Origin of the sequence: Planotetraspora kaengkrachanensis (assembly GCF_016862895.1) — a bacterium.
Taxonomy (GTDB): Bacteria; Actinomycetota; Actinomycetes; order Streptosporangiales; family Streptosporangiaceae; genus Planotetraspora; species Planotetraspora kaengkrachanensis.
The window spans coordinates 58,122-79,493 of the sequence record NZ_BONV01000019.1 but is presented as its reverse complement, the minus strand read 5'-3'; the positions used below and the strand labels follow the sequence as shown (position 1 = coordinate 79,493).

23 protein-coding genes are annotated in these 21,372 nt (G+C 70.9%); 12 read left to right on the top strand and 11 right to left on the bottom strand.

Going from position 1 to position 21,372, the window contains the following annotated elements; translation table 11 throughout:
- Positions 1 to 13: 13 nt before the first annotated feature.
- Positions 14 to 598, bottom strand: coding sequence for a superoxide dismutase family protein (locus tag Pka01_RS21825; protein ID WP_203884685.1), 585 nt, complete (start codon positions 596 to 598; stop codon positions 14 to 16).
- 93 nt (positions 599 to 691) lie between these two features.
- Positions 692 to 2,587, bottom strand: coding sequence for an APC family permease (locus Pka01_RS21820; protein WP_239115187.1), 1,896 nt, complete (start codon positions 2,585 to 2,587; stop codon positions 692 to 694).
- Between the two features lie 120 nt (positions 2,588 to 2,707).
- Between Pka01_RS21820 and Pka01_RS21815 the strand changes: the two genes are divergently transcribed.
- The 5 genes from Pka01_RS21815 (at position 2,708) to Pka01_RS21795 (ending at position 6,074) form a co-directional block, all read left to right on the top strand.
- A complete protein-coding gene (locus tag Pka01_RS21815) occupies positions 2,708 to 3,529 on the top strand; it encodes an alpha/beta fold hydrolase (RefSeq protein WP_203884684.1) in 822 nt (273 codons plus the stop codon).
- Positions 3,522 to 4,082: a TetR/AcrR family transcriptional regulator gene (locus Pka01_RS21810; RefSeq protein ID WP_203884683.1), complete on the top strand. Its 561-nt coding sequence runs from the start codon at positions 3,522 to 3,524 to the stop codon at positions 4,080 to 4,082. Before Pka01_RS21815 ends, Pka01_RS21810 begins: the two co-directional genes overlap by 8 nt.
- A 67-nt stretch (positions 4,083 to 4,149) precedes the next feature.
- Entirely contained in the window at positions 4,150 to 4,641 is a 492-nt protein-coding gene (locus Pka01_RS21805; protein WP_203884682.1) for a DUF2975 domain-containing protein, read from the top strand.
- Entirely contained in the window at positions 4,641 to 4,862 is a 222-nt protein-coding gene (locus Pka01_RS21800) for a helix-turn-helix domain-containing protein (protein WP_203884681.1), read from the top strand. The genes Pka01_RS21805 and Pka01_RS21800 overlap by 1 nt, the downstream gene beginning before the upstream one ends.
- A gap of 231 nt (positions 4,863 to 5,093) precedes the next feature.
- Positions 5,094 to 6,074: a ketopantoate reductase family protein gene (locus Pka01_RS21795; protein ID WP_203884680.1), complete on the top strand. Its 981-nt coding sequence runs from the start codon at positions 5,094 to 5,096 to the stop codon at positions 6,072 to 6,074.
- Positions 6,075 to 6,096: 22 nt separating this feature from the next.
- Here Pka01_RS21795 and Pka01_RS21790 read toward each other — a convergent pair whose 3' ends face one another.
- Positions 6,097 to 6,792, bottom strand: a complete 696-nt coding sequence (locus Pka01_RS21790) for a response regulator (protein ID WP_203884679.1) — start codon at positions 6,790 to 6,792, stop codon at positions 6,097 to 6,099.
- A 75-nt stretch (positions 6,793 to 6,867) separates the two neighbouring features.
- Here Pka01_RS21790 and Pka01_RS21785 point away from each other — a divergent pair, with 75 nt between their 5' ends.
- Positions 6,868 to 7,077 carry an EF-hand domain-containing protein gene (locus tag Pka01_RS21785; RefSeq protein WP_203884678.1) on the top strand — a complete coding sequence of 70 codons (210 nt, stop codon included), beginning with the start codon at positions 6,868 to 6,870 and terminating at the stop codon, positions 7,075 to 7,077.
- Here the strand turns inward: Pka01_RS21785 and Pka01_RS21780 are convergent.
- Together Pka01_RS21780 and Pka01_RS21775 are read right to left on the bottom strand one after the other, a co-directional pair.
- Positions 7,031 to 8,164, bottom strand: a complete 1,134-nt coding sequence (locus tag Pka01_RS21780) for an NAD(P)/FAD-dependent oxidoreductase (protein ID WP_203884677.1) — start codon at positions 8,162 to 8,164, stop codon at positions 7,031 to 7,033. The genes Pka01_RS21785 and Pka01_RS21780 overlap by 47 nt on opposite strands.
- A 1-nt stretch (position 8,165) precedes the next feature.
- Positions 8,166 to 9,545, bottom strand: a complete 1,380-nt coding sequence (locus tag Pka01_RS21775; protein WP_203884676.1) for an ATP-binding protein — start codon at positions 9,543 to 9,545, stop codon at positions 8,166 to 8,168.
- Between the two features lie 86 nt (positions 9,546 to 9,631).
- On the opposite strand from Pka01_RS21775, the gene Pka01_RS21770 reads away from it, so the two are divergent.
- From Pka01_RS21770 to Pka01_RS21745, 6 genes are all read left to right on the top strand, one after another.
- The gene (locus Pka01_RS21770) at positions 9,632 to 10,300 is read left to right on the top strand and encodes a helix-turn-helix domain-containing protein (RefSeq protein WP_239115186.1); all 669 of its coding nucleotides are present in this window, start codon (positions 9,632 to 9,634) and stop codon (positions 10,298 to 10,300) included.
- An 87-nt stretch (positions 10,301 to 10,387) separates the two neighbouring features.
- Positions 10,388 to 11,560: a homogentisate 1,2-dioxygenase gene (locus Pka01_RS21765; RefSeq protein ID WP_203884675.1), complete on the top strand. Its 1,173-nt coding sequence runs from the start codon at positions 10,388 to 10,390 to the stop codon at positions 11,558 to 11,560.
- A complete protein-coding gene (gene fahA / locus Pka01_RS21760; protein ID WP_203884674.1) occupies positions 11,557 to 12,657 on the top strand; it encodes a fumarylacetoacetase in 1,101 nt (366 codons plus the stop codon). Before Pka01_RS21765 ends, fahA begins: the two co-directional genes overlap by 4 nt.
- Before the next feature lie 36 nt (positions 12,658 to 12,693).
- The gene (locus Pka01_RS21755) at positions 12,694 to 13,029 is read left to right on the top strand and encodes an Ig-like domain-containing protein (RefSeq protein ID WP_203884673.1); all 336 of its coding nucleotides are present in this window, start codon (positions 12,694 to 12,696) and stop codon (positions 13,027 to 13,029) included.
- Between the two features lie 178 nt (positions 13,030 to 13,207).
- Positions 13,208 to 13,639, top strand: a complete 432-nt coding sequence (locus tag Pka01_RS21750; protein ID WP_203884672.1) for an NfeD family protein — start codon at positions 13,208 to 13,210, stop codon at positions 13,637 to 13,639.
- A gap of 2 nt (positions 13,640 to 13,641) precedes the next feature.
- Complete coding sequence (locus Pka01_RS21745) at positions 13,642 to 14,751, top strand: SPFH domain-containing protein (protein ID WP_203884671.1); 1,110 nt, start codon at positions 13,642 to 13,644, stop codon at positions 14,749 to 14,751.
- Here Pka01_RS21745 and Pka01_RS21740 read toward each other — a convergent pair.
- The 6 genes from Pka01_RS21740 to Pka01_RS21715 form a co-directional block, all read right to left on the bottom strand.
- Positions 14,712 to 16,286: a GTPase gene (locus tag Pka01_RS21740; RefSeq protein ID WP_203884670.1), complete on the bottom strand. Its 1,575-nt coding sequence runs from the start codon at positions 16,284 to 16,286 to the stop codon at positions 14,712 to 14,714. The genes Pka01_RS21745 and Pka01_RS21740 overlap by 40 nt on opposite strands.
- Positions 16,283 to 17,998 (bottom strand): GTPase family protein, encoded by a 1,716-nt coding sequence (locus Pka01_RS21735; RefSeq protein ID WP_203884669.1) that lies wholly within the window; start codon positions 17,996 to 17,998, stop codon positions 16,283 to 16,285. Before Pka01_RS21735 ends, Pka01_RS21740 begins: the two co-directional genes overlap by 4 nt.
- 118 nt (positions 17,999 to 18,116) lie before the next feature.
- Positions 18,117 to 18,662 carry a hypothetical protein gene (locus Pka01_RS21730; protein ID WP_203884668.1) on the bottom strand — a complete coding sequence of 182 codons (546 nt, stop codon included), beginning with the start codon at positions 18,660 to 18,662 and terminating at the stop codon, positions 18,117 to 18,119.
- A gap of 9 nt (positions 18,663 to 18,671) precedes the next feature.
- Positions 18,672 to 20,081: a sensor histidine kinase gene (locus Pka01_RS21725; RefSeq protein ID WP_239115185.1), complete on the bottom strand. Its 1,410-nt coding sequence runs from the start codon at positions 20,079 to 20,081 to the stop codon at positions 18,672 to 18,674.
- Positions 20,082 to 20,106: 25 nt separating this feature from the next.
- Positions 20,107 to 20,796 (bottom strand): response regulator transcription factor, encoded by a 690-nt coding sequence (locus tag Pka01_RS21720; RefSeq protein WP_203884666.1) that lies wholly within the window; start codon positions 20,794 to 20,796, stop codon positions 20,107 to 20,109.
- Positions 20,793 to 21,371: a hypothetical protein gene (locus Pka01_RS21715; RefSeq protein ID WP_203884665.1), complete on the bottom strand. Its 579-nt coding sequence runs from the start codon at positions 21,369 to 21,371 to the stop codon at positions 20,793 to 20,795. The genes Pka01_RS21720 and Pka01_RS21715 overlap by 4 nt, the downstream gene beginning before the upstream one ends.
- Position 21,372: the final 1 nt, after the last annotated feature.

Genomic DNA, 21,372 nt, shown 5'->3' with positions numbered 1-21,372 from the left:
CAGGGAAGCGCGCCTAGCGGCTCCCGATGACGCCGCAGGCGGTCCGGACACCGGAGTCTCCCGCCTTCAGCGTCTCGGCGTCCGGGCCCGTCTTCCCGTCGGACCGGTATCGGGCGGGGATGTTGGCCATGTTGTCCGGCTTCGAATGGATGACGACCGCGGTGCCCTGCCGGGTGAGCAGCTGCCTGACGACGAAACGGTTCGTCACATAGCTGGCCCCGGCGATCCCGTCCTCTCCCACCAGGAGGTTCGGCAGGTCGCCCGTGTGGTTCGGATGGTCGCCCTCGCCCAGGTGCGGGCCCGCGTTGAAGAACGGGCTGCCCGTGGTGGGATCGATCGACTTGGCGTCGCAGACGCCCCTGCTGTGGATGTGCAGCCCGTGGAAGCCCGGGGACAGGCCGGCGACCGCGATGGTGACCAGGGATTTGCCGCTGCCGTTGTCCTCGATCTGGAGCGTCCCGACGGACTGGCCGTGCACGTCCTTGATCACGGCGCTCACCTTCGAGCCCGACGGCGACGGCGGTGGCGTCCCGGCGGCGGGCACGGCGATCGTCGTCCCCAGTACGGCGAGCAGGGCCACAGATGTCATGCCGACCATGGAGGCCTCCCCGTGACAAGATCCCGTGCCTCTATGGCCAGGGTAAACACGGCGGCGGACGCCATAGGGCCAAGCCCGCGTCAAGGTCTTGAGCTAACCGACATGCACGTGTGGCCGGCAGGCGACGTCGGGCTCGGCCTTGCGCAGCACCTCACGGGTCAGCGCGGGCACGTCTCCGCCGCCGAACAGCACATAGCGGATCATGGCGACGACCGGGTTGCCCTCCGCCCAGTGGAAGTAGATGTCCGGCACCTGTCCCGTGCGGTCACGCAGGTAGAGCAGGAGCGCGGCCAGTGCGCTCGGCACCGTCGGGCTCTCCATGCGCAGCACGCGGTGGCCCCACCGGTCCTCGCCGCAGACCCGCACCTCGGCCTCGAACTCCGAGGCGTCCGGCACGGTCACCTCGACGAACATGATCGGCTCCTCGCTGCGGAGCCGGTGGGTCAGCCACTGCTCACGCAGCTTCTCGTTGTACTCGGCCTGGTCGCGGACGCCGGGCTCGTTGGCGATGAGGTGGATCCCGCCGACCGCATCGTTGACGAAGTCCTCGGCGGCCGGATCGAGGCGGACACTGGTGACCCGGAGCTCGATCGACCGAGTCACCCGTGAGATGAGCGAGGTGACGATGATCGCCACGATGAAGAAGGACGCGATCTTCACGCCGTCGGGACGTTCGATCACATTGGCCACCAGCGTGTACGCGAGCACGATGTCGACCACGACGAACACGCCCGTGAGCCTGCGGTGTCCCTGCCTGCGGGCCGAGAGGGTGACCGCGACGGCCGCGGAGAGGATCAGCACCAGCACGCCCGTGGCGTACGCGCCGCCCTGGGCGTCGACGTCGGCGTTGAAGATGATCGTGATGGCGAAGGCGATCGCGGTGAACACCAGGACCAGTGGCCGGACGGCCCGCGTCCAGTTGGGAGCCATGCCGTACCGGGGCAGGTAGCGGGGCACGAGGTTGATCAGGCCGGCCATCGCCGAGGCCCCGGCGAACCACAGGATCGCGATCGTGCTGACGTCGTAGAACGTCCCGAAGTAGTCGCCAAGGTGCTCATGGGCGAGATAGGCCAGTGCCCGGCCGTTCGCGCGCCCGCCCTTGCGGAACTCCTCCTCCGGGATCAGCACACTCGTGGCGAAGCTGCTGAAGATCAGGAAGACGCTCATGATCAGCGCGGCGGTCGTCAGGAGCCGCCTCGTCCCCCGGATCCGTCGGTCCAGATCCCCCTTGACCAGCGGCATCACGGCCACGCCCGTCTCGAACCCGGACAGCCCGAGGGCCAGTTTCGGCATCACCAGCAAGGAGACCCCGATCATCGCGAGCGGGCTGCTGTGCTCGGTCAGCAACAGGCGCCGCCAGTCTTCGACGACGGGCGGATTCTCGCCGATGTGGACCAGAGCAGTCCCGACGACCACCGCGTTGAGCGCCAGATAGACGCCGACCAGCACCACAGCGATGCCGATGGCCTCCCTGAACCCCACCAGGAACACCGCGCCCAGCAACGCCAGCAGGCCGAGCGTCACCGCGACCTGATGCCCCTCCACGACTCGCGGCGCGAACGGGTTCTCCAGGATGTGCGCGGTGGCGTCGGCCGCCGACAGGGTCATCGTGATGACGAAGTCCGTCGCGGCGAACCCCAGCAGGACCAGTACGAACACCTTGCCCCACCATTTCGGGGCCAGCCGCTCCAGCATGGCGATCGAGCCCTGGCCGTGCGGGCTCTCCACAGCCACGCGCCGATAGACCGGCAGAGCGCCCAGCAGCGTCAGGAGCACGAGGAAGAGCGTGGCGATCGGGGACAGCGCGCCGGCCGCGAGCGCGGCGATGCCGGGCTGATAGCCCAGTGTGGAGAAGTAGTCGACGCCGGTCAGGCACATGACCTGCCACCACGGATGCCGCGCGTGCGGGGCCTCGGGACCGTGCGGCCCGACGGCCTTCAGGTCCGCGTGCTGGAGCCCTTCCAGGAACCACGAGCGCAACCTGTCCATGGCCGCCACATCACGAAACGCTACTGAGCGCCGTGCATACGGCCCGACTCCCAAGACGTCAAGAACCGGTATTGATCTGGCGGTTGACACTCGTAGGCTAAACACTTTAGCTTTTCAGCTATGAACGTTAGCAAGGGTGACACGGAGTTCCTCGATCTGCCCGGAGGGCGGCTCGCCTACAGCGTCGACGGACCTCAGGACGGCCTTCTCGTGGTGTGCGCGCACGGCATGGGCGACACCCGCGCCGCCTACCGGCACCTGACGCCGCGCCTGACCGAGGCGGGGTACCGGGTCGCCGTCGTCGACGTGCGCGGACACGGTGAGTCGAGCGCCGACTGGCCGTCGTACGCCCCCGAGCACGTCGCGGGCGACCTGCTCGCCCTGGTGCGCCACCTCGGCGGCCCGGCCGTACTGGTCGGCAGTTCCTCCAGCACGGCGGCGGTGACCTGGGCCGCGGCCGACTCCCCCGGCGACGTCGCGGGCGCGGTGCTGATCAGTCCGTTCGTCCGCGACGCCCAGCTCAACTTCTTCATGCGGGCGGCCCAGGGCCTGGTCCTGCGCAGCCCCCGGCTGTGGGGCGTCTATTACAGGACGCTGTTCCCGAACACGAAGCCCGCGGACCTCGGCGACCACGTGCGCCGCCTCAGGGCCGTGCTCGCGGAGCCCGGCAGGATGGCGGCGACCCGGGGAGTCATCGAGCCGACCGAGGTCCGCTGGACCGAGCGCGCCGGAGACGTGCACCGCCCGGTGCTGATCATGATGGGCACCCGGGACCCCGACTTCCCCGATCCGGAGGAGGAGGCCCGCATGGCGGTCGACCTGATGGCCCCGGCCGCCAGGCTGGCGATGATCGAGGGATCGGGACACTACCCTTACCAGGACATGCCCGGGGCGACCGCCGAGGCGATCCGCCAGTTCCTCCTGGAGACCGTCAGTGCCTAGAGCGGGTCTGTCCCCGGCCGCCGTCGTCGACGCCGCGCTCACCATCGTCGACGAACAGGGACCGGAGGCTCTCACGCTGTCCGCGGTCGCCACCCGCACCGGCGTGGCCACGCCGTCCCTCTACAAGCACGTGCGGAACCTCGAGGAGTTGCGCACGCTGATCGCGCGCCGGGTCATGGAGGAGATGACGGAACTGGTGGGCGCCGCCGTGATGGGCCGCAGCGGCCCCGATGCCGTCACGGCGCTGATGCGGGTGTGGCGTCGCTACGCCGTGGACCACCCGGCCCGCTACGCGGCCATGCCCCCGGCCCCGCTGCAGCATCCCGCGCTCGAAGAGTCCGGCAGGCGGCTGATGGAGGTCGTCCTCGCCGTGTTGCGCGGGTGCGGACTCGAGGGCGAGGCCGTCCTCCACTCAGCACGCTGCCTGCGGGCGGCCGTGCACGGCTTCGCCGCGCTTGAGGTCGCCGGAGGCTTCGGACTCCCCGAGGACCTGGACACGACCTATCGGCTGATGGAGCAGACGATCATCGACGGGCTGCTGCCGGCGAACTGACACCCCAGCTTGCCGCACCTATCGAATTTCGATACATTTCCATCGTGACTCGATCGAAGGAGATGCGATGGGCAGACTGACAGTGCTCGCGCTGCGCGCCGTGCTCGCGGTGGTGCTCACCGGCACCGTGTTCGTACAGGCAGGGATGGTGTGGGCGTTGGTCAGTGGGAGCGACCCGGAGGACGGGTCGCTCCCGCTGACCCCGCTGCGCGTGATCACGATCCTGGGCATGGTGTCGGTGCAGGTCGCCCTGGTCTGCGTATGGCGGCTGGTGACGATGGTGCGACGCGGAACCGTGTTCTCCCACGCCGCCTTCCGGTACGTGGACGGCGTGATCGGCGCGATCGTGGCGGCCGCCCTCGTGTGGTTCGCGGTCACGGCCTTCAATGCGCCGGGCCAGCGGGACGACCCGGGCGTCACCGTCATCATGGGCGGGATCGGCGTGGCCATCCTGGGGGTCGCACTCATCGTGCTCGTGCTGCGGATGCTGCTCGCCCAGGCCGTCGCGCGCGACGTCGAGGCCGCGCAGATGCAGGCCGAGCTTGACGAGGTGATCTGATGCCGATCGTCGTCGACATCGACGTGATGCTCGCCAAACGGAAGATGTCCGTGGGCGACCTCGCGGACCGCGTCGGGATCACGCCCGCCAACCTGGCGGTGCTCAAGAACGGCCGCGCCAAGGCGGTGCGCTTCACGACGCTCGCCGCACTCTGCGACGTGCTGGAATGCCAGCCGGGAGACCTGCTGCGCTGGGAGGCCAAGGACTCCGCGGACGGCTGACAGGCGCGGCCGGGGCCTTCCGGGAAACGGCTAGGCGGGCTGGGTGATCAGGTACGCAAGTCCGACAAGGATGACGACCGGGATCAGCCAAACGACGACCTCGCCGAGAAACTCCTTGTACATGGGCCTGTGTCCTCCGGTGTGACGCGCGCGAAAGTGAATTGCTCGCAGCATATTCGTTCCCGGGACCTGCTGGAACCCCGCCCCGGCGCCACATGCCAGGATCGAGCGGTGCGATACGTCATCATCGGCGCCGGCGCCATCGGGGGGACCATCGGCGGCCGGCTCTTCCAGAGCGGCCACGACGTCCTCCTGGTCGCGCGCGGCGCACACCACGAGGCCTTACGTGACGGCGGGCTGCGCCTGATCACCCCCGAGGGTGAGGACCGTCTGCCGGTGCCGGTCGCGGACGGGCCCGTACGGCTCGGCGGCGACGACGTGCTCGTCCTGGCGACCAAGACCCAGGACACGGCGGCCGCCCTCGACGCGTGGGCGGACGCGCCGGTCGACGGGGGCGGCCGGGCCGCGGAACGGCTGCCGCTCGTCTGCGCGCAGAACGCCGTGGAGAACGAGCGGATCGCCCTGCGCCGGTTCGCCCAGGTCTACGGCATGTGCGTGTGGATGCCAGCGCTGCATCTCGAACCCGGGATCGTCGCGTCGTACGGCAGGCCGCTGTCCGGGATGCTTCCGGTCGGGCGTTATCCCCAGGGTGTGGACGGAACCGCCGAGCGGATCGCGGCCGACCTCAGCGCGAGCAACTTCGCCGGTTTCGCCGTCGCCGACGTCATGCGCTGGAAGTACGCCAAGCTGCTGACCAACCTCGGAAACGCCGTCGACGCGCTCTGCGGCCACGCGGACGGCCGGCAGAAGATCATCCAGCGGGCCTACGAGGAGGGCCGCGCCGTCCTCGACGCCGCCGGCATCCCGTACGCCTCCCGGGAGGAGGAGCGGGCGACGCGGGGGGACTCGGTCGAGGTCGCTCCCCTGGACGGCGTCTCCCGCGGCGGAGGGTCCTCATGGCAGAGCCTGGCCAGGAGCACGGGCTCGATCGAGACCGGTTACCTCAACGGGGAGATCGTGCTGCTCGGCCGTCTGCATGGCGTGCCGACCCCGGTCAACCTCGTGCTCCAGCGGGAGTCCGACCGGTTCGCCCGCGAACGGCTGGCGCCCGGCACCCTGGGCGTGGAGGAGCTGGAGCGCCTTCTGGGGTGAGAGTGACGCCTCAGAAAGGCGCCTACGGCTGGAAGCGGTAGCCCATCCCCGGCTCGGTCAGCAGATGCTCCGGGCGGCCGGGATTGGGCTCCAGCTTGCGGCGCAACTGCGCCATGTACTGCCGCAGGTAGTTGGTCTCCTTCAGGTACGCGGGACCCCACACCTGGGTCAGCAGATGGCGCTGGCTGATGAGCTTGCCCGGGTTGCGCAGGAGGATCTCCAGCAGGTGCCATTCCGTCGGCGTCAGCCGTACGCCACTGGAGATCGTCTTGTTGGCCAGGTCGATCTCCAGATCGCCGAGCAGCACCTTCGACTCCCCGGTCTCCTTGGGTTCGGTGCGCCGGGTCACCGCCCGGATCCGCGCCAGCAGTTCGTCGACCCCGAACGGCTTGGTGACGTAGTCGTCGGCGCCGGCGTCGAGGGCGTCGACCTTGTCGGAGCTCCCCGGCCGCCCGGACAGCACGATGATCGGGACGCTGGTCCAGCCGCGCAGCCCGTGGATGACGTCGACGCCGTCCATGTCCGGCAGGCCGAGATCGAGGACGACGAGGTCGGGATGCCACTCGGCCGCCAGCCTGAGGGCGGCGCTCCCGTCGGGCGCGACCTCGACCTCGTAACGGCGCGCGGCGAGGTTGATCCGCAGCGCGCGGAGAATCTGCGGCTCGTCGTCGACGACGAGGATGCGGGACGTCGTCCCGCGCGGCGAAGGTTCACCCACAAGTTCCAGGCTACGACCTGAGGAGAAGGCCTTGATCGGCTAGGGTGCTGTGCGCCAATCCCCCAGGAGGACGACATGAGCGACTACACCACGACATTTGCCTTCATCGACGGCGACAACGACGGTCTGATCTCGGCCGCCGAACTGGTCCGGCTCATGGACGTGCTCGGCCAGCCGATCACCGCCGACGGCGCCGAGGATGCGATCGCCAAGGTTGACGCCGACGGCGACGGCCGGATCAACCTGAAGGAGTTCGGCGTGTGGCTGGAGAGCCGCTCGTCCTGAGCCCCCGGGCGGGCACCCGCTCGTGCAGGCCGAACCTCCGATCGGGTTCGGCCAGGCCGTCCACCACGTCGGCGACGTACTCGGCCAGAGCCGGGGCGTGCTTGAAGCCATGCCCGGAATCGCCGCCGAGCAGCCAGACCCCGTCGGCCGCCTCCGCGATGATCCACTCGGCGTCGGCGGTCAGTGCGTACTGGCAGACCTGGCTGAACAGAACCGGTGCGCCGGCGAGCGCGGGGAACCGGCGGCCGAGGTAGTCCCGCGCGAGTTCCTCGCCGGCCGCCGTCACCTGCCGGCTCCCGGTCTCCGGGTCGTACGGCTCGCCCTCGGCGTCGCTGGTGACCTTCATGCCGGCCCCGCCGATGTCGCCGTGCCCGTAGGCCGACAGGTCGAAGTCGCAGAAGGCCGGCAGCGGCGGCGACGTCCAGTCGCGGGGGACGGCGAAGTGGAACGTGTCCTGTCTGGTGATCGTCATCGGCACGTCGAACAGACCGGGCAGCCAGGCGCCGCACGCCCACACGACCCGGTCCGCGGTCAGCACCTCGCCGTCGGCCACCACGCCCGTCCGCTCGCCGTACGGCACGGCCCTGGCGCGGACGAAGGTGACCCCGGCGGCCCGCGCGAGCCTGGCGACCGCCAGCGTGGCCTCCCGGGCTCTGAGGACGCCCGCCTTCGGCTCCCACAGGACGAAGGCCAGATCGTCTCCCCGGAAGGAGGGGAACCGGCGACCGGCCTTCTCGGGTTCGAGCAGCCCATGCGGGATTTCTAGATTTTTCAGGACCTGGGCGCTTCTGCTCTCCCAGCCGTCCTCCTGATAGGCGAACCACATCAGTCCCGACTCGACGAGCAGTTCCTCACCCGCCCGCTCACCGAGCCGCAGCCAGGCCTCCCTGGCCCGCCAGGCCATCCGCGCGTACCACTCGTCCGACCCGTGCGAGCTGCGCAGCAGTCGCGTGTGGCCCGCGCTCGCCTGACGGACGTGGCCGGGCGCGTACTGCTCGACCAGGGTCACCCGCCAACCGGTCTCGGCCAGCCGTAACGACAACGACAGGCCCCAGACGCCCGCCCCGACCACGATCACCGACTTCATCTCAGCCTCCTTCGGGAGCGAAAATGTCCGCGGCCGTCACCGCCATGAGCCTCGGATCCGCGTGTGTCACCTCGGTCCGCGCGCAGATCGCGTACCGAATTCCTTCGGGATCCGGCACGAGACGAGCGGCCTTGGCGGACAGCTTCGCCATGATCCGCGGGGCGGACACCGACCTGGCCCATTTCGACTCGCCGGCCAGAACCGGTTCGCGGGCGCGGCCGCGCAGGACGACCGCGTCGATCTGGTTCTGACCGTCCGCCTCCCACCAGGGGCCGACTGCGACGACCTGCGGATCGATCTCCGGCGCGCGACGGCGCAGATGGTCTCGGAACGCGTCCTCATAGACGGCTCCCATGTGGTCGTCGAGCCCTTCGGCGATGACGGGCAGCACCGTGTCGCCCAGGCCGATCTCGATCTTCGATCTGTTGCGCATCAGGGGGCCGAGATAGAAGCCGAGGAAGTTGTCGGCGATGCGGTAGATCCTCCGCCTCGATTTCCTCTCATCCTCGGTCACGGGGATCAGACGCTCGACCAGCCGCAGCTCGATGAGCCGCTCCAGCGTGCGCGTTGGATCGGTCCCCACGGCATCGGCGATCTCCTGGAAACGGGTCCTGCCTGCCGCGATCGCGTCCAGAACCGCCGCCGGCTGATGACCGGCCCCCAACTCGGTGGCCAGAATCAGCCGGCCTTCGTTGTAGAGAGGCGCCGACGGGCGCACCGCCAGACGGCGCAGATTGTCCTCGATCGAGCCGTCCTGGTCCCAGAGCGAGAGGTAGAGCGGCACCCCTCCGACGATCCCGTAGACCATGGCCCGATCTTCCGGGGACAGCTTCGGCAACATCAGCGCCGCCTCATGCGGGCGGAACGGGTGGAGCTGCATCGCCAGGTCGAAACGGCCGTAAAGCGGAGCCCGGTACTCCTGCATCTCCCACATCGCCCGGACCGAGGATCCGCTCAACAGGATGCGCAGCTTCGTCCGTCCCTGGATCCGGTCCAGGACCGCGCGCATGATGCCCGGCAGATCCGGAGACATCGCGGTCAGCTCGGGGAACTCGTCCAGGACCAGCAGCAGGGGATCCCGCTCCGCCTGGGAGGCGAGATGCTCGAACGCGTCATACCAGTCCCGGTACGGCGACACCTCGAGCTGCCGCAGCCCGCCCGGCAGCGCCGCCGCCACCTCTCGGGAGAGCTGCGCCAGCTCGAACGTCGGCGCGCTGCCTGCTCCGGTGTAGAAGACGAGCCTGCGGCCCTCGGCGAACCGGCGGATCAGCGCCGTCTTCCCCACGCGCCTCCGTCCCGAGATCAGGGCCGGGCGCGGATACGGCTGAGCCCACCACTCTTCGAGAGCGGCGAGCTCCTGGACACGATTGACGAAGCCCACGGAGTAAACCTACATCGCATGTAGGCTACGTAGGGCGTAGGTAGCATTGAATCCTGGGTCCATCCACCCGCTCGACGATCGGGAACATGATGACGGCCGAGTCGGCACAGACGCTGGAACGGGGGTTACGGCTGCTCCGGCTGCTCGCGGACGGCCACGGGGGCCACACGCCCACCGAACTCGCCCACGAGCTCGGCCTCAGCCGGCCTGCCGTGTACCGGCTGCTCACCACCCTCCAGGAGGAGGGTTTCGCCCGCCGCGACGCGGAGGGGCGGGTGCATCTGGGGTTCGGCGTCCTCACCCTCGCCCAGGCCGTGCAGCCGCTGCTGCGCGCCGCCGCGCTGCCCGCGTTGCGGACACTGGCCGAGCGGGCGGGCGCGACGGCCCATCTGACCGTGGCAGAGGGCGACGACGGCCTGGCCGTCGCCGTGGTGGAGCCGTCCTGGACGGACTTCCACGTGGCCTACCGCGAGGGCTCGCGGCACCCGCTGACGCGCGGCGCGGCCGGGCTGGCCCTCCTGGCGCTCCGGTCGGGCAGCCTGGAGCCGCCGCTGCATCTGACGAGAGACCAGCTCCAGGAGGGCGCCCGTGGCCTCGCCGCGCCCGTCCGGGGGCTCGCCGGGCTGGAGGCCTCGGTGGGCGTGGTGACCTTCAGCGACCTGGACGTGGACGCGGTCGGCCCTCTCGTGCTCGCCGCCGCCGATGACGTCGCGGCCGCACTCGCCCATCCGAAACGGACCGATTTTTCACCATAGGCAGCGGTTTGACATCTGGTGCACATTGGCGGATCGTCGTACGTATAGAGGACGCATGCGTCCGATATTCGGACATGGAGGGTCGCCATGCCGTACTACCGCGTCGTCGGCGAGGTACCGGACAAGCGTCATGTGCAGTTCCGCAGGCCCGACGGAGGGCTCTATCAGGAGGAACTGATGGGCGAGGAGGGCTTCTCGTCCGACTCCTCGCTGCTCTACCACCGCTACGCGCCCACGGCGATCGTCAAGGCGGAGGCCGTCGACCAGGGCGCCCAGGGGCTCAACCCGAACCTCCCGCTGTCTCCGCGCCACTTCCGCACGCAGGACCTGCGTCCTGACGGCGACCTTGTGTCCGGTCGCCTGCTGCTCGCGGGCAACTCCGACGTCCGCATCTCGTACGCCGCGACCAGCGCGCCCAGCGAGCTGTACCGCGACTCGATGGGGGACGAGTGCGTGTACATCGCGAGCGGACGGGCGCGCTTCGAGTCCGCCTACGGTGCCATGGAGGTCGGCGAAGGCGACTACATCGTCGTGCCGACCGGGGCGATCCACCGCTGGGTGCCCGACGGCCCGGTGACCGCGCTCGTGATCGAGGCCGCGGGCCACATCCGCCCGCCGAAGCGCTACCTGTCCCAGTACGGCCAGTTCCTCGAGCACGCCCCCTACTCCGAGCGCGACCTGCGCGCGCCGACCGAGCCGCTGCTCGTGGACGGCGAGGAGGTCGCCGTCCTGGTCCGCACGCGCGGCGGGCTGACCAGGCTGACCTACGCCAACCACCCCTTCGACGTGGTGGGCTGGGACGGCTGCCTCTACCCGTACGTCTTCAACATCCGTGACTTCGAGCCCATCGTGAAGCGCACCCACGCGCCGCCGCCGGTCCACCAGACGTTCGAAGGCCCGGGCTTCGTGATCTGCTCGTTCTGCCCCCGGCCGCTCGACTTCCACCCGGAGGCCGTGCCGATCCCCTACAACCACCACAACGTCGACTCCGACGAGTTCATGTTCTACGCGGGCGGCGACTACTCCGCACGCAAGGGCTCGGGCATCGACGTCGGCTCGGTGTCGCTGCATCCGGCCGGCTTCACCCACGGTCCCCAGCCCGGCGCGGTCGAGGCCGTCGTCGAGGCCGTGCGCAAGGGGCTGTCCACGACCAGCGAGATGGCGGTCATGCTCGACACCTTCCGCCCCCTCGACCTCGGCCCGGCCGCCCTCGCCTGCGAGGACCCCGGCTACGCCTGGACGTGGGCGGTGCGGACGTGAGCTTCGGCGTGGAGAACCTGCCCTACGGCGTGTTCTCCCGCCCCGGACAGGCCCCACGGGTGGGCGTGCGGATCGGGGACCACGTCCTCGACCTCGCCCCCGCCCTGGGTGACCCGGTCTTCGCCTCGCCGTCCCTCAACGCCTTCATGGCGCTGGGCCGTACGGCGTGGGCGCGGGCGCGGGCCCGCATCAGGCGGGTGGCGGAGTCCGGGGACCCCCGGCACCTCGTCCCCCTCGGCGACGTGACGCTCCACCTGCCGATCGAGGTGGCCGACTACGTCGACTTCTACGCCTCCCTCGAACACGCCTCGAATCTCGGCCGGATGTTCCGGCCGGACGAGGAGCCGCTGAAGCCGAACTGGCGGCATCTCCCCGTGGGCTACCACGGGCGGGCGGGCACGGTGGTGGTCTCCGGCACGCCGATCAGGCGGCCGTGCGGGCAGCGCCCGTCGTTCGGGCCGACGGAGAAGCTCGACATCGAGGCCGAACTCGGGTTCGTCGTCGGCGTGCCCACCGCGCTCGGCGAGCGGGCCGGCGCCTTCGAGGACCACGTCTTCGGAGTGACCCCGCTCAACGACTGGAGCGCGCGGGACATCCAGTCCTGGGAGTACGTCCCCCTCGGCCCCTTCCTCGGCAAGTCGTTCGCCACCTCGATCTCGCCGTGGATCACTCCGCTCGAGGCGCTGGAGGACGCCAGGGTCGAGGGACCGGCCCAGGACCCGGAGCCGGTCGCCTACCTCAGGAGGTCGGCCCCGTGGGGCCTCGACCTCACGCTCGGCGTCGAGCTCAACGGGGAGCCGGTCTCGGCGCCGCCGTACCGGCACATGTACTGGACGCCCGACCAGATGCTCGCCCACATGACCGTGAACGGCGCGTCGCTGCGGACGGGCGACCTGTTCGCCAGCGGCACCGTGTCCGCGGACGGCCGGCCTGGTTCCCTCATCGAGCTGACCTGGAACGGAGCCGAGCCGCTCAAGCTCAGGAACGGGGAGAAGAGGACCTTCCTCGAGGACGGCGACATCGTCACCATCTCCGCCGTCACGCCGGGCGGTCTCAGCCTGGGCGAGGTGTCGGGGAGGATCCTTCCGGCCACCTAGTGTGTTCGTGTCGTCACCCGCCGCTACTGTGGGGCGATGCGGCACACGGCAGCGGTCATGATCCTGCTCTTACTGGCGGCCTGCGCGCGGGTGGTCCCTCCGGCTCCTCGGATCACGATGTCTCCGGCGCCGGACACGGTCTCGGCCCCGACGGAACACGGGCTCACCGTCACGGCGGACGGAGGGAGGCTGACCAGTGTGCTGGCCTACGCCGGGCGTGACCTCGTCCCCGGCTCCTTCGACGCCTCCCGCACGAGGTGGCGGTCGTCCCGGGCGCTCACACCCGGCACCGAATACGTGGTGAACGCCGTGGCCGCCGGGCAGGACGGCGTCGCCGCCCAGGTCGACGGCAGGTTCGAAACCCGGCGCTGAATACGTCCACGTCATGGACGGCGAATTGGCCGACAATCCGGTTACGGACAAATGCTGAAAATTTCGGCAATTCGCCCACAACAACCGGCTCAGGGCGGCTGACTTCCCATACAGAGTTAATGTAAAAGGGAGGAACCCTGCCCGATCGGAATCCGTTCATTGCTATGGAGGCGAGGCAATGGACTCGTGGATCATCTGGATCATCCTGGCCGCGGCGCTCGGCGTCGCCGAGATCTTCACGCTGACCGCGGCGCTCGGGATCCTGTCCGTCGCGGCGCTCCTCACCGCGGGGGTGGCCGCCGTCGGCCTCCCGCCCGCTCTCCAGATCATCGTCTTCGTCCTGGCCGCCGGGGCCGGCCTCATCGGCGTGCGGCCGATCGCCATGCGGCACATCCGGCAGCCGCCGGCTCAGCGCTTCGGGGTGTCCGCGCTGGTCGGCAAGCCCGCGTACGTGACCAGGGAGGTCACCGGCCGTGACGGCCGGGTCCGCATCGGCGGCGAGGAGTGGTCCGCGCGGGCCTACGACGAGACGCTCGTCATCCCACCGGGGGCCACGGTGGACGTCATCGAGATCGAGGGCGCCACGGCCCTCGTATATCCACGGGAGTGAGCATGGACGCAGCCCTGATCGCCTTCATCGTCGTCGCCGTCCTCGCGGTGTTCACGGTGCTGCGGACGGTTCGCATCGTGCCGCAGGCCAGAGCCGCCAACGTCGAGCGCCTGGGGCGCTACTCCAGGACGCTGGCCCCCGGGCTGAACTTCGTCCTGCCCTTCATCGACCGGGTCCGCCCGCTGATCGACCTGCGCGAGCAGGTCGTGTCGTTCAAGCCGCAACCAGTGATCACCGAGGACAACCTGGTCGTCGACATCGACACGGTCCTGTACTTCCAGGTCACCGATCCCAGAGCGGCCGAATACGAGATCGCCAACTTCATCCAGGGCGTCGAGCAGCTCACCGTGACCACTCTCCGCAACGTCGTCGGCGGCATGGACCTGGAGTCGACGCTGACCTCGCGCGACACCATCAACAGCCAGCTGCGCGGCGTGCTCGACGAGGCGACGGGGAAGTGGGGCATCCGGGTCAACCGGGTGGAGATCAAGGCGATCGACCCGCCGAAGTCGATCAAGGAGGCCATGGAGAAGCAGATGCGCGCCGAGCGGGACAAGCGCGCCGCGATCCTCACGGCCGAGGGCCAGCGGCAGTCGAACATCCTGACCGCCGAGGGCGAGAAGCAGAGCGCGATCCTGCGTGCCGAGGGTGAGCGGACCTCGCAGATCCTCAAGGCCGAGGGCCAGTCCCAGGCGATCGACGAGGTGTTCCAGGCCGTCCACCGCAACGACCCCGACCCCAAGCTGCTCGCCTACCAGTACCTCCAGGTGCTTCCCCAGCTCGCCCAGGGGCAGGGCAACACGTTCTGGGTGATCCCGAGTGAGGTGACGGGAGCCCTGCAGGGGATCTCCAAGGCCTTCACCGAGGCGTTGCCCGCGTCCCCGGCCACCCGTGAGCGCGAGCCGAGCCGGGCCGGCAGCGAGGCCGTCGCGGCGGCCGAGCAGGCCGCGGCCGAGGCCAAGGCCGCGGCCGAGGACAGCGAGACGACCGGTCCGCGCCAGCTCGGGCCAGGCTCCGCCGACCTCGGCGCGCTCTCCGAGTCCGCGCTTGCCGACTCGGCGCTTCCCGACGCTCAGCCGGCCGACGCCACCCGGTCGACGAAGCGCACGTAGCGGCTCTGCTCCTCACAGGCGGGGACGACCACGAGCTCCTCGCCCACGCGGTCGATGGCGGCCCGCAAGGTCTTGGCCACCTTGCGGGCCCTTCGCCGTCCGCCGATCCACGCGGCGACCCGGGAGAGCAGGGCGACGAGCACCCCGGCCACGGCGCCGCCGAGCAGCAGCACGGTGGGCCAGGACGCCTGTCCCACCGTGGGCGTGGGCGGCCGCGGAAGCAGCAGGTAGCCGAGGGCGGCCAGAACGAGCAGCCACAGCGCCCCGGCGGCCATCGTCCCGGTCACCAGCCACTGAAGCGTCCCGATCACCCGCCACCAGCGCGGTCTCTTCGAGGCGCCGAGCGTGGCCCTGGCCACCGCCCGGTCGAGCGCGTCTCCCAGCTCGTCCGACCGCGCCCGCGCCGAATGCCGTACGGCGGCGGCCCAGGGTTCGGGCAGGCCCTCCGACGCCGCGGCGCCCACATCGCGCACGGCCGTGTCGACCATGGTGAGCTGCACGGCCGTCGGCGCGGGCAACGACGTACGGCCCCTGCCCGCCAGATGGAGGCGGCGGAGCGGATCCGGACGAAGCCCGCGCACCCACCGGGTCACCGGCCACCCCGTCGCCGCGACCGCGCGGTGGCGGTGCGACTTGGCGACCGACCGCACCACCAGCGGCACCGCCGCCGCCTCCGACAGGGCCCTCGACAACGGGCGGACCAGCGCGGCCTGCGGCACGGGCGCGGAAACGGTCCCGCCCGCCGTCTCCGACAGGACGTCGGCCGCCGCGCCCACGTCGGCGGCCAGCCTCGCCGCCCACGCCGTACGGCGGGACACCTTCCGGTCGAGCGCGGCCCGCAGGTCGGGCAGCCCCTGACCGGTACGGGCCGAGACGCCGAGGACCGGGACCCCCTCGAGACCGTCGGCCGCCAGCAGTCCGCGCAGGTCGTCGAGACAGCGCCTGACCGCCCGCTCGGGCAGTCGGTCGATCTGGTTGAGCACCACGAGCATGGAGTCGCGATGCCGGCCCAGCGCCTTGAGGTAGCGCTCGTGCACGGCCGCGTCGGCGTACTTCTGCGGGTCGAGCACCCACACGAGCAGGTCGACCACGCCGACGAGCCGGTCGACCTCCAGCCGGTGGGAGAGCACGATCGAGTCGTGGTCGGGCAGGTCGAGCAGGATCAGCCCGGAGCCCTCCCCCACCACGTGACGCAGGGGCACGCCGAGCCAGTCGAGCAACGGCCCCGAGCCCTCGGGGCTCCAGAGGGCGGCCTGCGCCTGCGAGGTCGTGGGCCGGGTGGCGCCCACCTCGGCCAGGTCCGTGCCTGCCAGGGCGTTGAAGATCGACGACTTCCCGCTGCCCGTCGCACCCGCCAGGGCGACCGCCGTGTGATCCACCGACAGGCTGCGCCGTACACCCGCACGGTCGACCACGGCACGGGCGCGGTCGACCTCGGCCTGGTCCAGCCGTCCCTCGGCCAGGTCCGCCGCCTCGGCGAGCGCCGCCAGCCGGTCGTCCAGGGACGCCTCCGTCTTGCCGCGCAGGAGCTTCACAGGGCGCCTCTCTCCTGTACGGCCTTCACTACCTCCCTGAGGCGGGCGGCCGTGTCGTCCGCGGGCCCGAGACCGTCGATCAGCGAGGTGAACCTGGCCTGCTCAAGATCGAAGATCTCGCGCACCCGGTGGCGGAGGTCCTCCCGCGCGTTCTGCGTCAGGGTCCGCACGGCCTGGTCGCCGAAGATGGCCTCCAGCAACTTCTGGCTCAGCACGGTGGTGCCGCCCGCGATGCCGATCTCGATGCCGGTGATCCCGCCGGTGGACGTGAACACCGCCAGCATGAGCAGCAGGCCCAGGCTGTTGACGCCGAACGACGCGGCGCGTGCGGTCGTCCGCCGATCCGCGCCCTCCGACCTGACGAGGTCGAGGACGTAGCCCTGCCAGGCCCGCACGGCCGTGGCCGCCCGCGACTGCAGGTCAGGGGAGGCGCGGCCGAGCCGCCCGCTGATCCGGACGCCGGAACGCTCGAGCAGGTCACGGCCCGCGGGCATGGCCAGCCACGACTCCACTGCCCGTTCCGCGGCGCCGTCGGCGCTCGCGCGTACGAGCGACTCGATCCCGCTCTCGAGCGCGGTTCGCAGCTCCTTCGCCGGCGCGGGCCGCCCGGTGAACACCGCGGTGAGGCGGTCGCGCAACCATCCGATGCGCGACTCCAGAGATCGCATGAGGTCCCCGGTGCCGACGAAGTCCTGCCAGCGGGCCAGCACCTCGCCGCGGAGCAGCAGGCCGTCGCGCATGCCCTCGTCGAACGCCGACATCCCCGAGTCGTAGGCCCGCTCCGCCACGGCGCGGAGCTCGGCTATCCCGGCCCGCTGGCGGTCGACCCGGTCGGCGAGGGCGGGCACCCGGGTGCCCAGGCTGTCGAGCGCGCCCGTCAACGTCCGCCGCACCACGGCGGAGCGGGACCTGGCGTCGGCCGACAGCCCGGCCAGCCACGTGGCGATCGGCTGCACGGCCTGCGCGGGCAGCCGGGCGTGCTCCGACGGCAACTCCAGCTCCGAGACGACGAACAGCGGCGTTCCGCCGAGGCCGTTCTCCCTGAGGAGCCGGGTGAGATCGGCGGTGACGGGCGCGCGGGCCTCCGACGGCGCCCGCTGGAGGATGACCGCGAGGGCCGTGCTGCGCTCCCTGGCCGTACGCAGGAAGCTCCACGGGACCTCGTCGGCGTACCGCGCGGCCGTGGTCACGAACAACCACAGGTCGGCGGCGGCGAGCAACTGGGCGGCCAGCTCACGATTGGCGATGACGACCGAGTCGATGTCGGGGGCGTCGAGCAGCGCCAGCCCGGGGGGGAGGAGGTCTGCGGTCGCGATCCTGAGGGTGCCCGGCTCGCCGCGGCCGTCTCCGGTGACCCGCGGCAGGCCGGGGAGGATGTTCGTCGAGGTGAACCAGGCCGAGTCGGCCGGGTTGGCCACCAGGGTCGGCGCCAGCGTCGTCGGGCGCAGCACGCCGGGCTCCGTGACGCTCTCGCCCACGAGCGAGTTGACCAGCGTGGACTTTCCCGCGCCTGTCGAGCCTCCGACCACCGCGAGCAGCGGCGCGTCGATGGCGGCGAGGCGGGGCAGCAGGTAGTCGTCGAGCTGCCCCCGCAGCTCCTTCAGGGCACGCCGGTCCGCCGCGACGTCACCGATCGCCAGGGGGAACAGATCCGGCTCGAGGTGGTGACGCAGGCTCTGGAGGGCCGCGAGTAGCCCTACGTTTCCCTCCATACCCCCGGCTTTCCCCGTGCCCGGGCCCCCCAACGCCGCGATCAGTGACAATTTCCGCGAAGGGGAGACACTGGGCGGGGCTCGGGGGACGGCCCATCCCGCCACGGCCGAACCGGGCTCAGGCGCTCGGCGACGCGGCGGGCGTCGGCAGCAGGGGCCGGCACTTCTCCAGCGCCTTGGCCACCTTGGGGTCGCTCCTGTCGATGTTGCGCATGCCCGCACCCTCGGGAAGGTCGGCGCCGTTGTCCTTCATGCACGTGCGGAAGGCCTGCAGCGCGCTCGCGTCGGCCCCGGTCCCGTTTCCGTTCCCGCCGCCGCGGCGGAACCCGCCGCCGCCCTGGGGCATGAGGGATGCACAGGCCTGGAAGGCCTTCTGCATCTCGGGCGACATCGACCGGAATCCGCCGCCGAACCCGCCGAACCCGCCGCTCGGACGTCCGCTGGGGCGGCCACTCGGCCGCACCGACGGGCGGCCGCTGGGCCTCGCCGTCGGACGCCCGCTCGGCAGCGTCACGCCGTTCTTCTGGAGACACGCGGTGTAGGCGGCTCGCTGGTCGCCGCTCGGCGCTGCGGCCGCCGTCGTACTCCCGCCTCCGTCGCTCCCGCCGCATCCGGCGACCGCGACCGCAAGCGCCGCAGCCACCGCGACATGTACGTAGCGCATGGGATCTACCTAGCCTTTCTTGACGGGCGAACAGGAGGGGAGGCGAACCCGGAAGGTCGCCCCATGGCCCGGCTCGCTCTCCGCGGTGATGGTGCCGCCGTGGGCCTGCACGAGGGCCGCGGCGATGGACAGGCCCAGTCCGGTCCCACCCGAGGCGGACCGGCTGCGTGCGGGGTCGGCCCGGTAGAACCGTTCGAAGACGCGTTCGGCGTCCTCCCGGGACAGTCCGGGGCCGTCGTCGGCCACCTCGAGCACGGCGGCCTGCTCGACGTCGGACGTCACGCCCACCCCGACCCGGAAGGCCGTGCCGGGGGGCGTGTGCTTCAGGGCGTTGCGCATGAGGTTGCCGACCACCTGGCGCAGCCGCGTCTCGTCGCCGAGCACGTAGACAGGCTGGTCGGACCCGTCCAGGCGGACCAGGTCGATCTCCCGGTCCGGGGCGAGCGTCTGGGCGTCGAGGACGGCGCCCGCCGCCAGGCTCAGCAGGTCGACCGGTTGCCGCTCCAGGGGGCGCTCCTGGTCGAGGCGGGCGAGCAGCAGCAGGTCGTCCACCAGCAGGCCCATCCTGGCCGCCTCATCCTCGATCTTGCGCACCAGACGCAGGGGGTCCGCCGACCGCTGCTGCCGGGCGAGCTCGGCGAACCCGCGGATCGAGGTGAGCGGGGTGCGCAGCTCGTGTGAGGCGTCCGCCATGAAGCGGCGCATCCGCTCCTGCGATGCCTCCCGGTCCCGGAAGGCCGCCTCGATCTGGGACAACATGCCGTTGATCGACCGGCCGAGCCGGCCCATCTCGGTCCTTGGATGCCGGAGCGGCACGCGGCGCGACAGGTCGCCGGAGGCGATCGCCTCCGCGGTCCGCTCGATCTCGCCCAACGGCCGCAGGCTTCGCCGTACAAGCCAGTAGCAGGCGACACCCAGGGCGACCAGCACGGCGAAGCCGACCCCGGACACGATGGCCACCAGCCGGGAGACCGTGCCGTCGATCTCGTTCAGGTTCATCGCGACCGCGCGGAACCCGCCCGCGTCGTCGCGCGCCACTATCGCCCGCCACTTCGATCCCGACGGGGACTCGACCGTGAACAGCCCGTGGCCGCCTCCGTCCGGCCGGGGCAGCAGAGGCAGGTCGGCGTTCGGCGGCTCCTGGATGGTACGCAGGACCGCGCCGGTCCCGTCGAGTTGGACGATGTAGAACGAGCCGAACAACCGCAGCGGCCCTCCCTGCAGGCCCGCCTGACGCGGAAAGGCTTCGATCGGAAGCTCCGGCGGGCGCCTGCCCATCGTCAGAAGCTGCGTGTCGACCCGCTGCACCAGATAACCGCGCAGCAACTGGACGGCGAAGCCGCCCGTCAGCGCGACGGCGAGCGTGACGAGCAGCAGCGTCCCCCCGACGAGGCGCAGCCAGAGTGGGGTGCGTGCCACCCTCACATGGAGACGCCGTCTCAGCTCACTGGCGCGGCGCACGGAGAACATAGCCCACGCCGCGAAGCGTGTGGATGAGCTTGTGGTCGGCGTTGTCGATCTTCCGCCGCAGATAGGACACGTACGACTCCACGACGTTGCGGTCGCCGCCGAAGTCGTAGTGCCACACGTGATCGAGGATCTGCGCCTTCGACAACACCCGGCCCTGGTTGATCATGAAGTAGTGCAGGAGCTTGAACTCGGTCGGCGACAGCCGTACGGGCCTGCCTCCACGCCAGACCTGGTGCGCGTCCTGGTCCAGCTCCAGGTCGGCGACCTGGAGGCGGGGCGGCGCGGAGGCCTCGCCGCGGGTGCGGCGCAGCACCGCCCGGATCCGCGCCAGGACCTCGTCGAGGCTGAACGGCTTGGTGACGTAGTCGTCCCCGAGCGCCAGCCCGGCGAGCTTGTCGTCGCTCGCGTCCCTGGCCGTGAGGAACACCGCCGGGATGCGCCGGCCGGTGGCCTTGAGCCGGGCCGCCACGGCGAAGCCGTCCATGTCGGGGAGCATCACGTCGAGCACGATCAGATCCGGTCTCGTGCGCTCCGCGACCTGGACGGCCTCCCGGCCGTCCGAGGCCGTCACGACGTCGAATCCCGCGTAGCGCAGGCTCACCGACAGCAGTTCCCGGATGTTCGGCTCGTCGTCGACGACGAGCAGCCTCGCCTGGGCCGTCATGAGCCCGCCCCCCTGCCGCCGAGGGCGCCGCTCTGCGTGACCGAGGTGGCGTCGACGACCCCCTGCGCGTCCTTGTCTCCCGCGACGACGACCACGCTGCCCGTCTTGAGATCCTTCGCCTTCCCCGCCTTGGACACCTGGATCTTGGTCGAGGTGCTGGTCTTCACGGTGACGACGCCCCCGTCCGCGGTCTGGACGTAGATCTTGTCGCCGTCGACGAGCTTGACCGTCCCGAAGGTCGCGTTCGCGGCGGCGCCACCGCCGAAGCCGCCGCCCGCGAAACCGCCGCCGCCACCCCCGCGTCCTCCTCCCCCACCGCCGGCCTGCCCCCGCTGCCCGCCGGCGTTGCCCTGGCCGGACAGCAGGGCCCCGAACGGTACGGAGCCTGAGGAGGTGGCGGCGTGCTTCTGCGCCTGGACGCCCACGAGGAACCCGGCGACGAGCACGACGCCCGCGCCGAGCAACATGGTCAGCTTCGACGGCCCGCGCCGGGCGGGCTGAGCCGCCAGTTCGGCCTGGAGATCGTCGTCGAAGGGCGAGATCTCCAGGACATCCGCAGCCTTGTGCCTGCTCACA

Coding starts and splice junctions, on each gene's coding strand:
- Pka01_RS21785 (WP_203884678.1), top strand. CDS start 6,868: ATGAGCGACTACACCACGACATTTGCCTTCATCGACGGCGACAACGAC.
- Pka01_RS21825 (WP_203884685.1), bottom strand. CDS start 598: ATGGTCGGCATGACATCTGTGGCCCTGCTCGCCGTACTGGGGACGACG.
- Pka01_RS21770 (WP_239115186.1), top strand. CDS start 9,632: ATGATGACGGCCGAGTCGGCACAGACGCTGGAACGGGGGTTACGGCTG.
- Pka01_RS21765 (WP_203884675.1), top strand. CDS start 10,388: ATGCCGTACTACCGCGTCGTCGGCGAGGTACCGGACAAGCGTCATGTG.
- Pka01_RS21755 (WP_203884673.1), top strand. CDS start 12,694: ATGCGGCACACGGCAGCGGTCATGATCCTGCTCTTACTGGCGGCCTGC.
- Pka01_RS21805 (WP_203884682.1), top strand. CDS start 4,150: ATGGGCAGACTGACAGTGCTCGCGCTGCGCGCCGTGCTCGCGGTGGTG.
- Pka01_RS21800 (WP_203884681.1), top strand. CDS start 4,641: ATGCCGATCGTCGTCGACATCGACGTGATGCTCGCCAAACGGAAGATG.
- Pka01_RS21730 (WP_203884668.1), bottom strand. CDS start 18,662: ATGCGCTACGTACATGTCGCGGTGGCTGCGGCGCTTGCGGTCGCGGTC.
- Pka01_RS21720 (WP_203884666.1), bottom strand. CDS start 20,796: ATGACGGCCCAGGCGAGGCTGCTCGTCGTCGACGACGAGCCGAACATC.
- Pka01_RS21750 (WP_203884672.1), top strand. CDS start 13,208: ATGGACTCGTGGATCATCTGGATCATCCTGGCCGCGGCGCTCGGCGTC.
- Pka01_RS21780 (WP_203884677.1), bottom strand. CDS start 8,164: ATGAAGTCGGTGATCGTGGTCGGGGCGGGCGTCTGGGGCCTGTCGTTG.
- Pka01_RS21820 (WP_239115187.1), bottom strand. CDS start 2,587: ATGGACAGGTTGCGCTCGTGGTTCCTGGAAGGGCTCCAGCACGCGGAC.
- Pka01_RS21735 (WP_203884669.1), bottom strand. CDS start 17,998: ATGGAGGGAAACGTAGGGCTACTCGCGGCCCTCCAGAGCCTGCGTCAC.
- Pka01_RS21745 (WP_203884671.1), top strand. CDS start 13,642: ATGGACGCAGCCCTGATCGCCTTCATCGTCGTCGCCGTCCTCGCGGTG.
- Pka01_RS21815 (WP_203884684.1), top strand. CDS start 2,708: ATGAACGTTAGCAAGGGTGACACGGAGTTCCTCGATCTGCCCGGAGGG.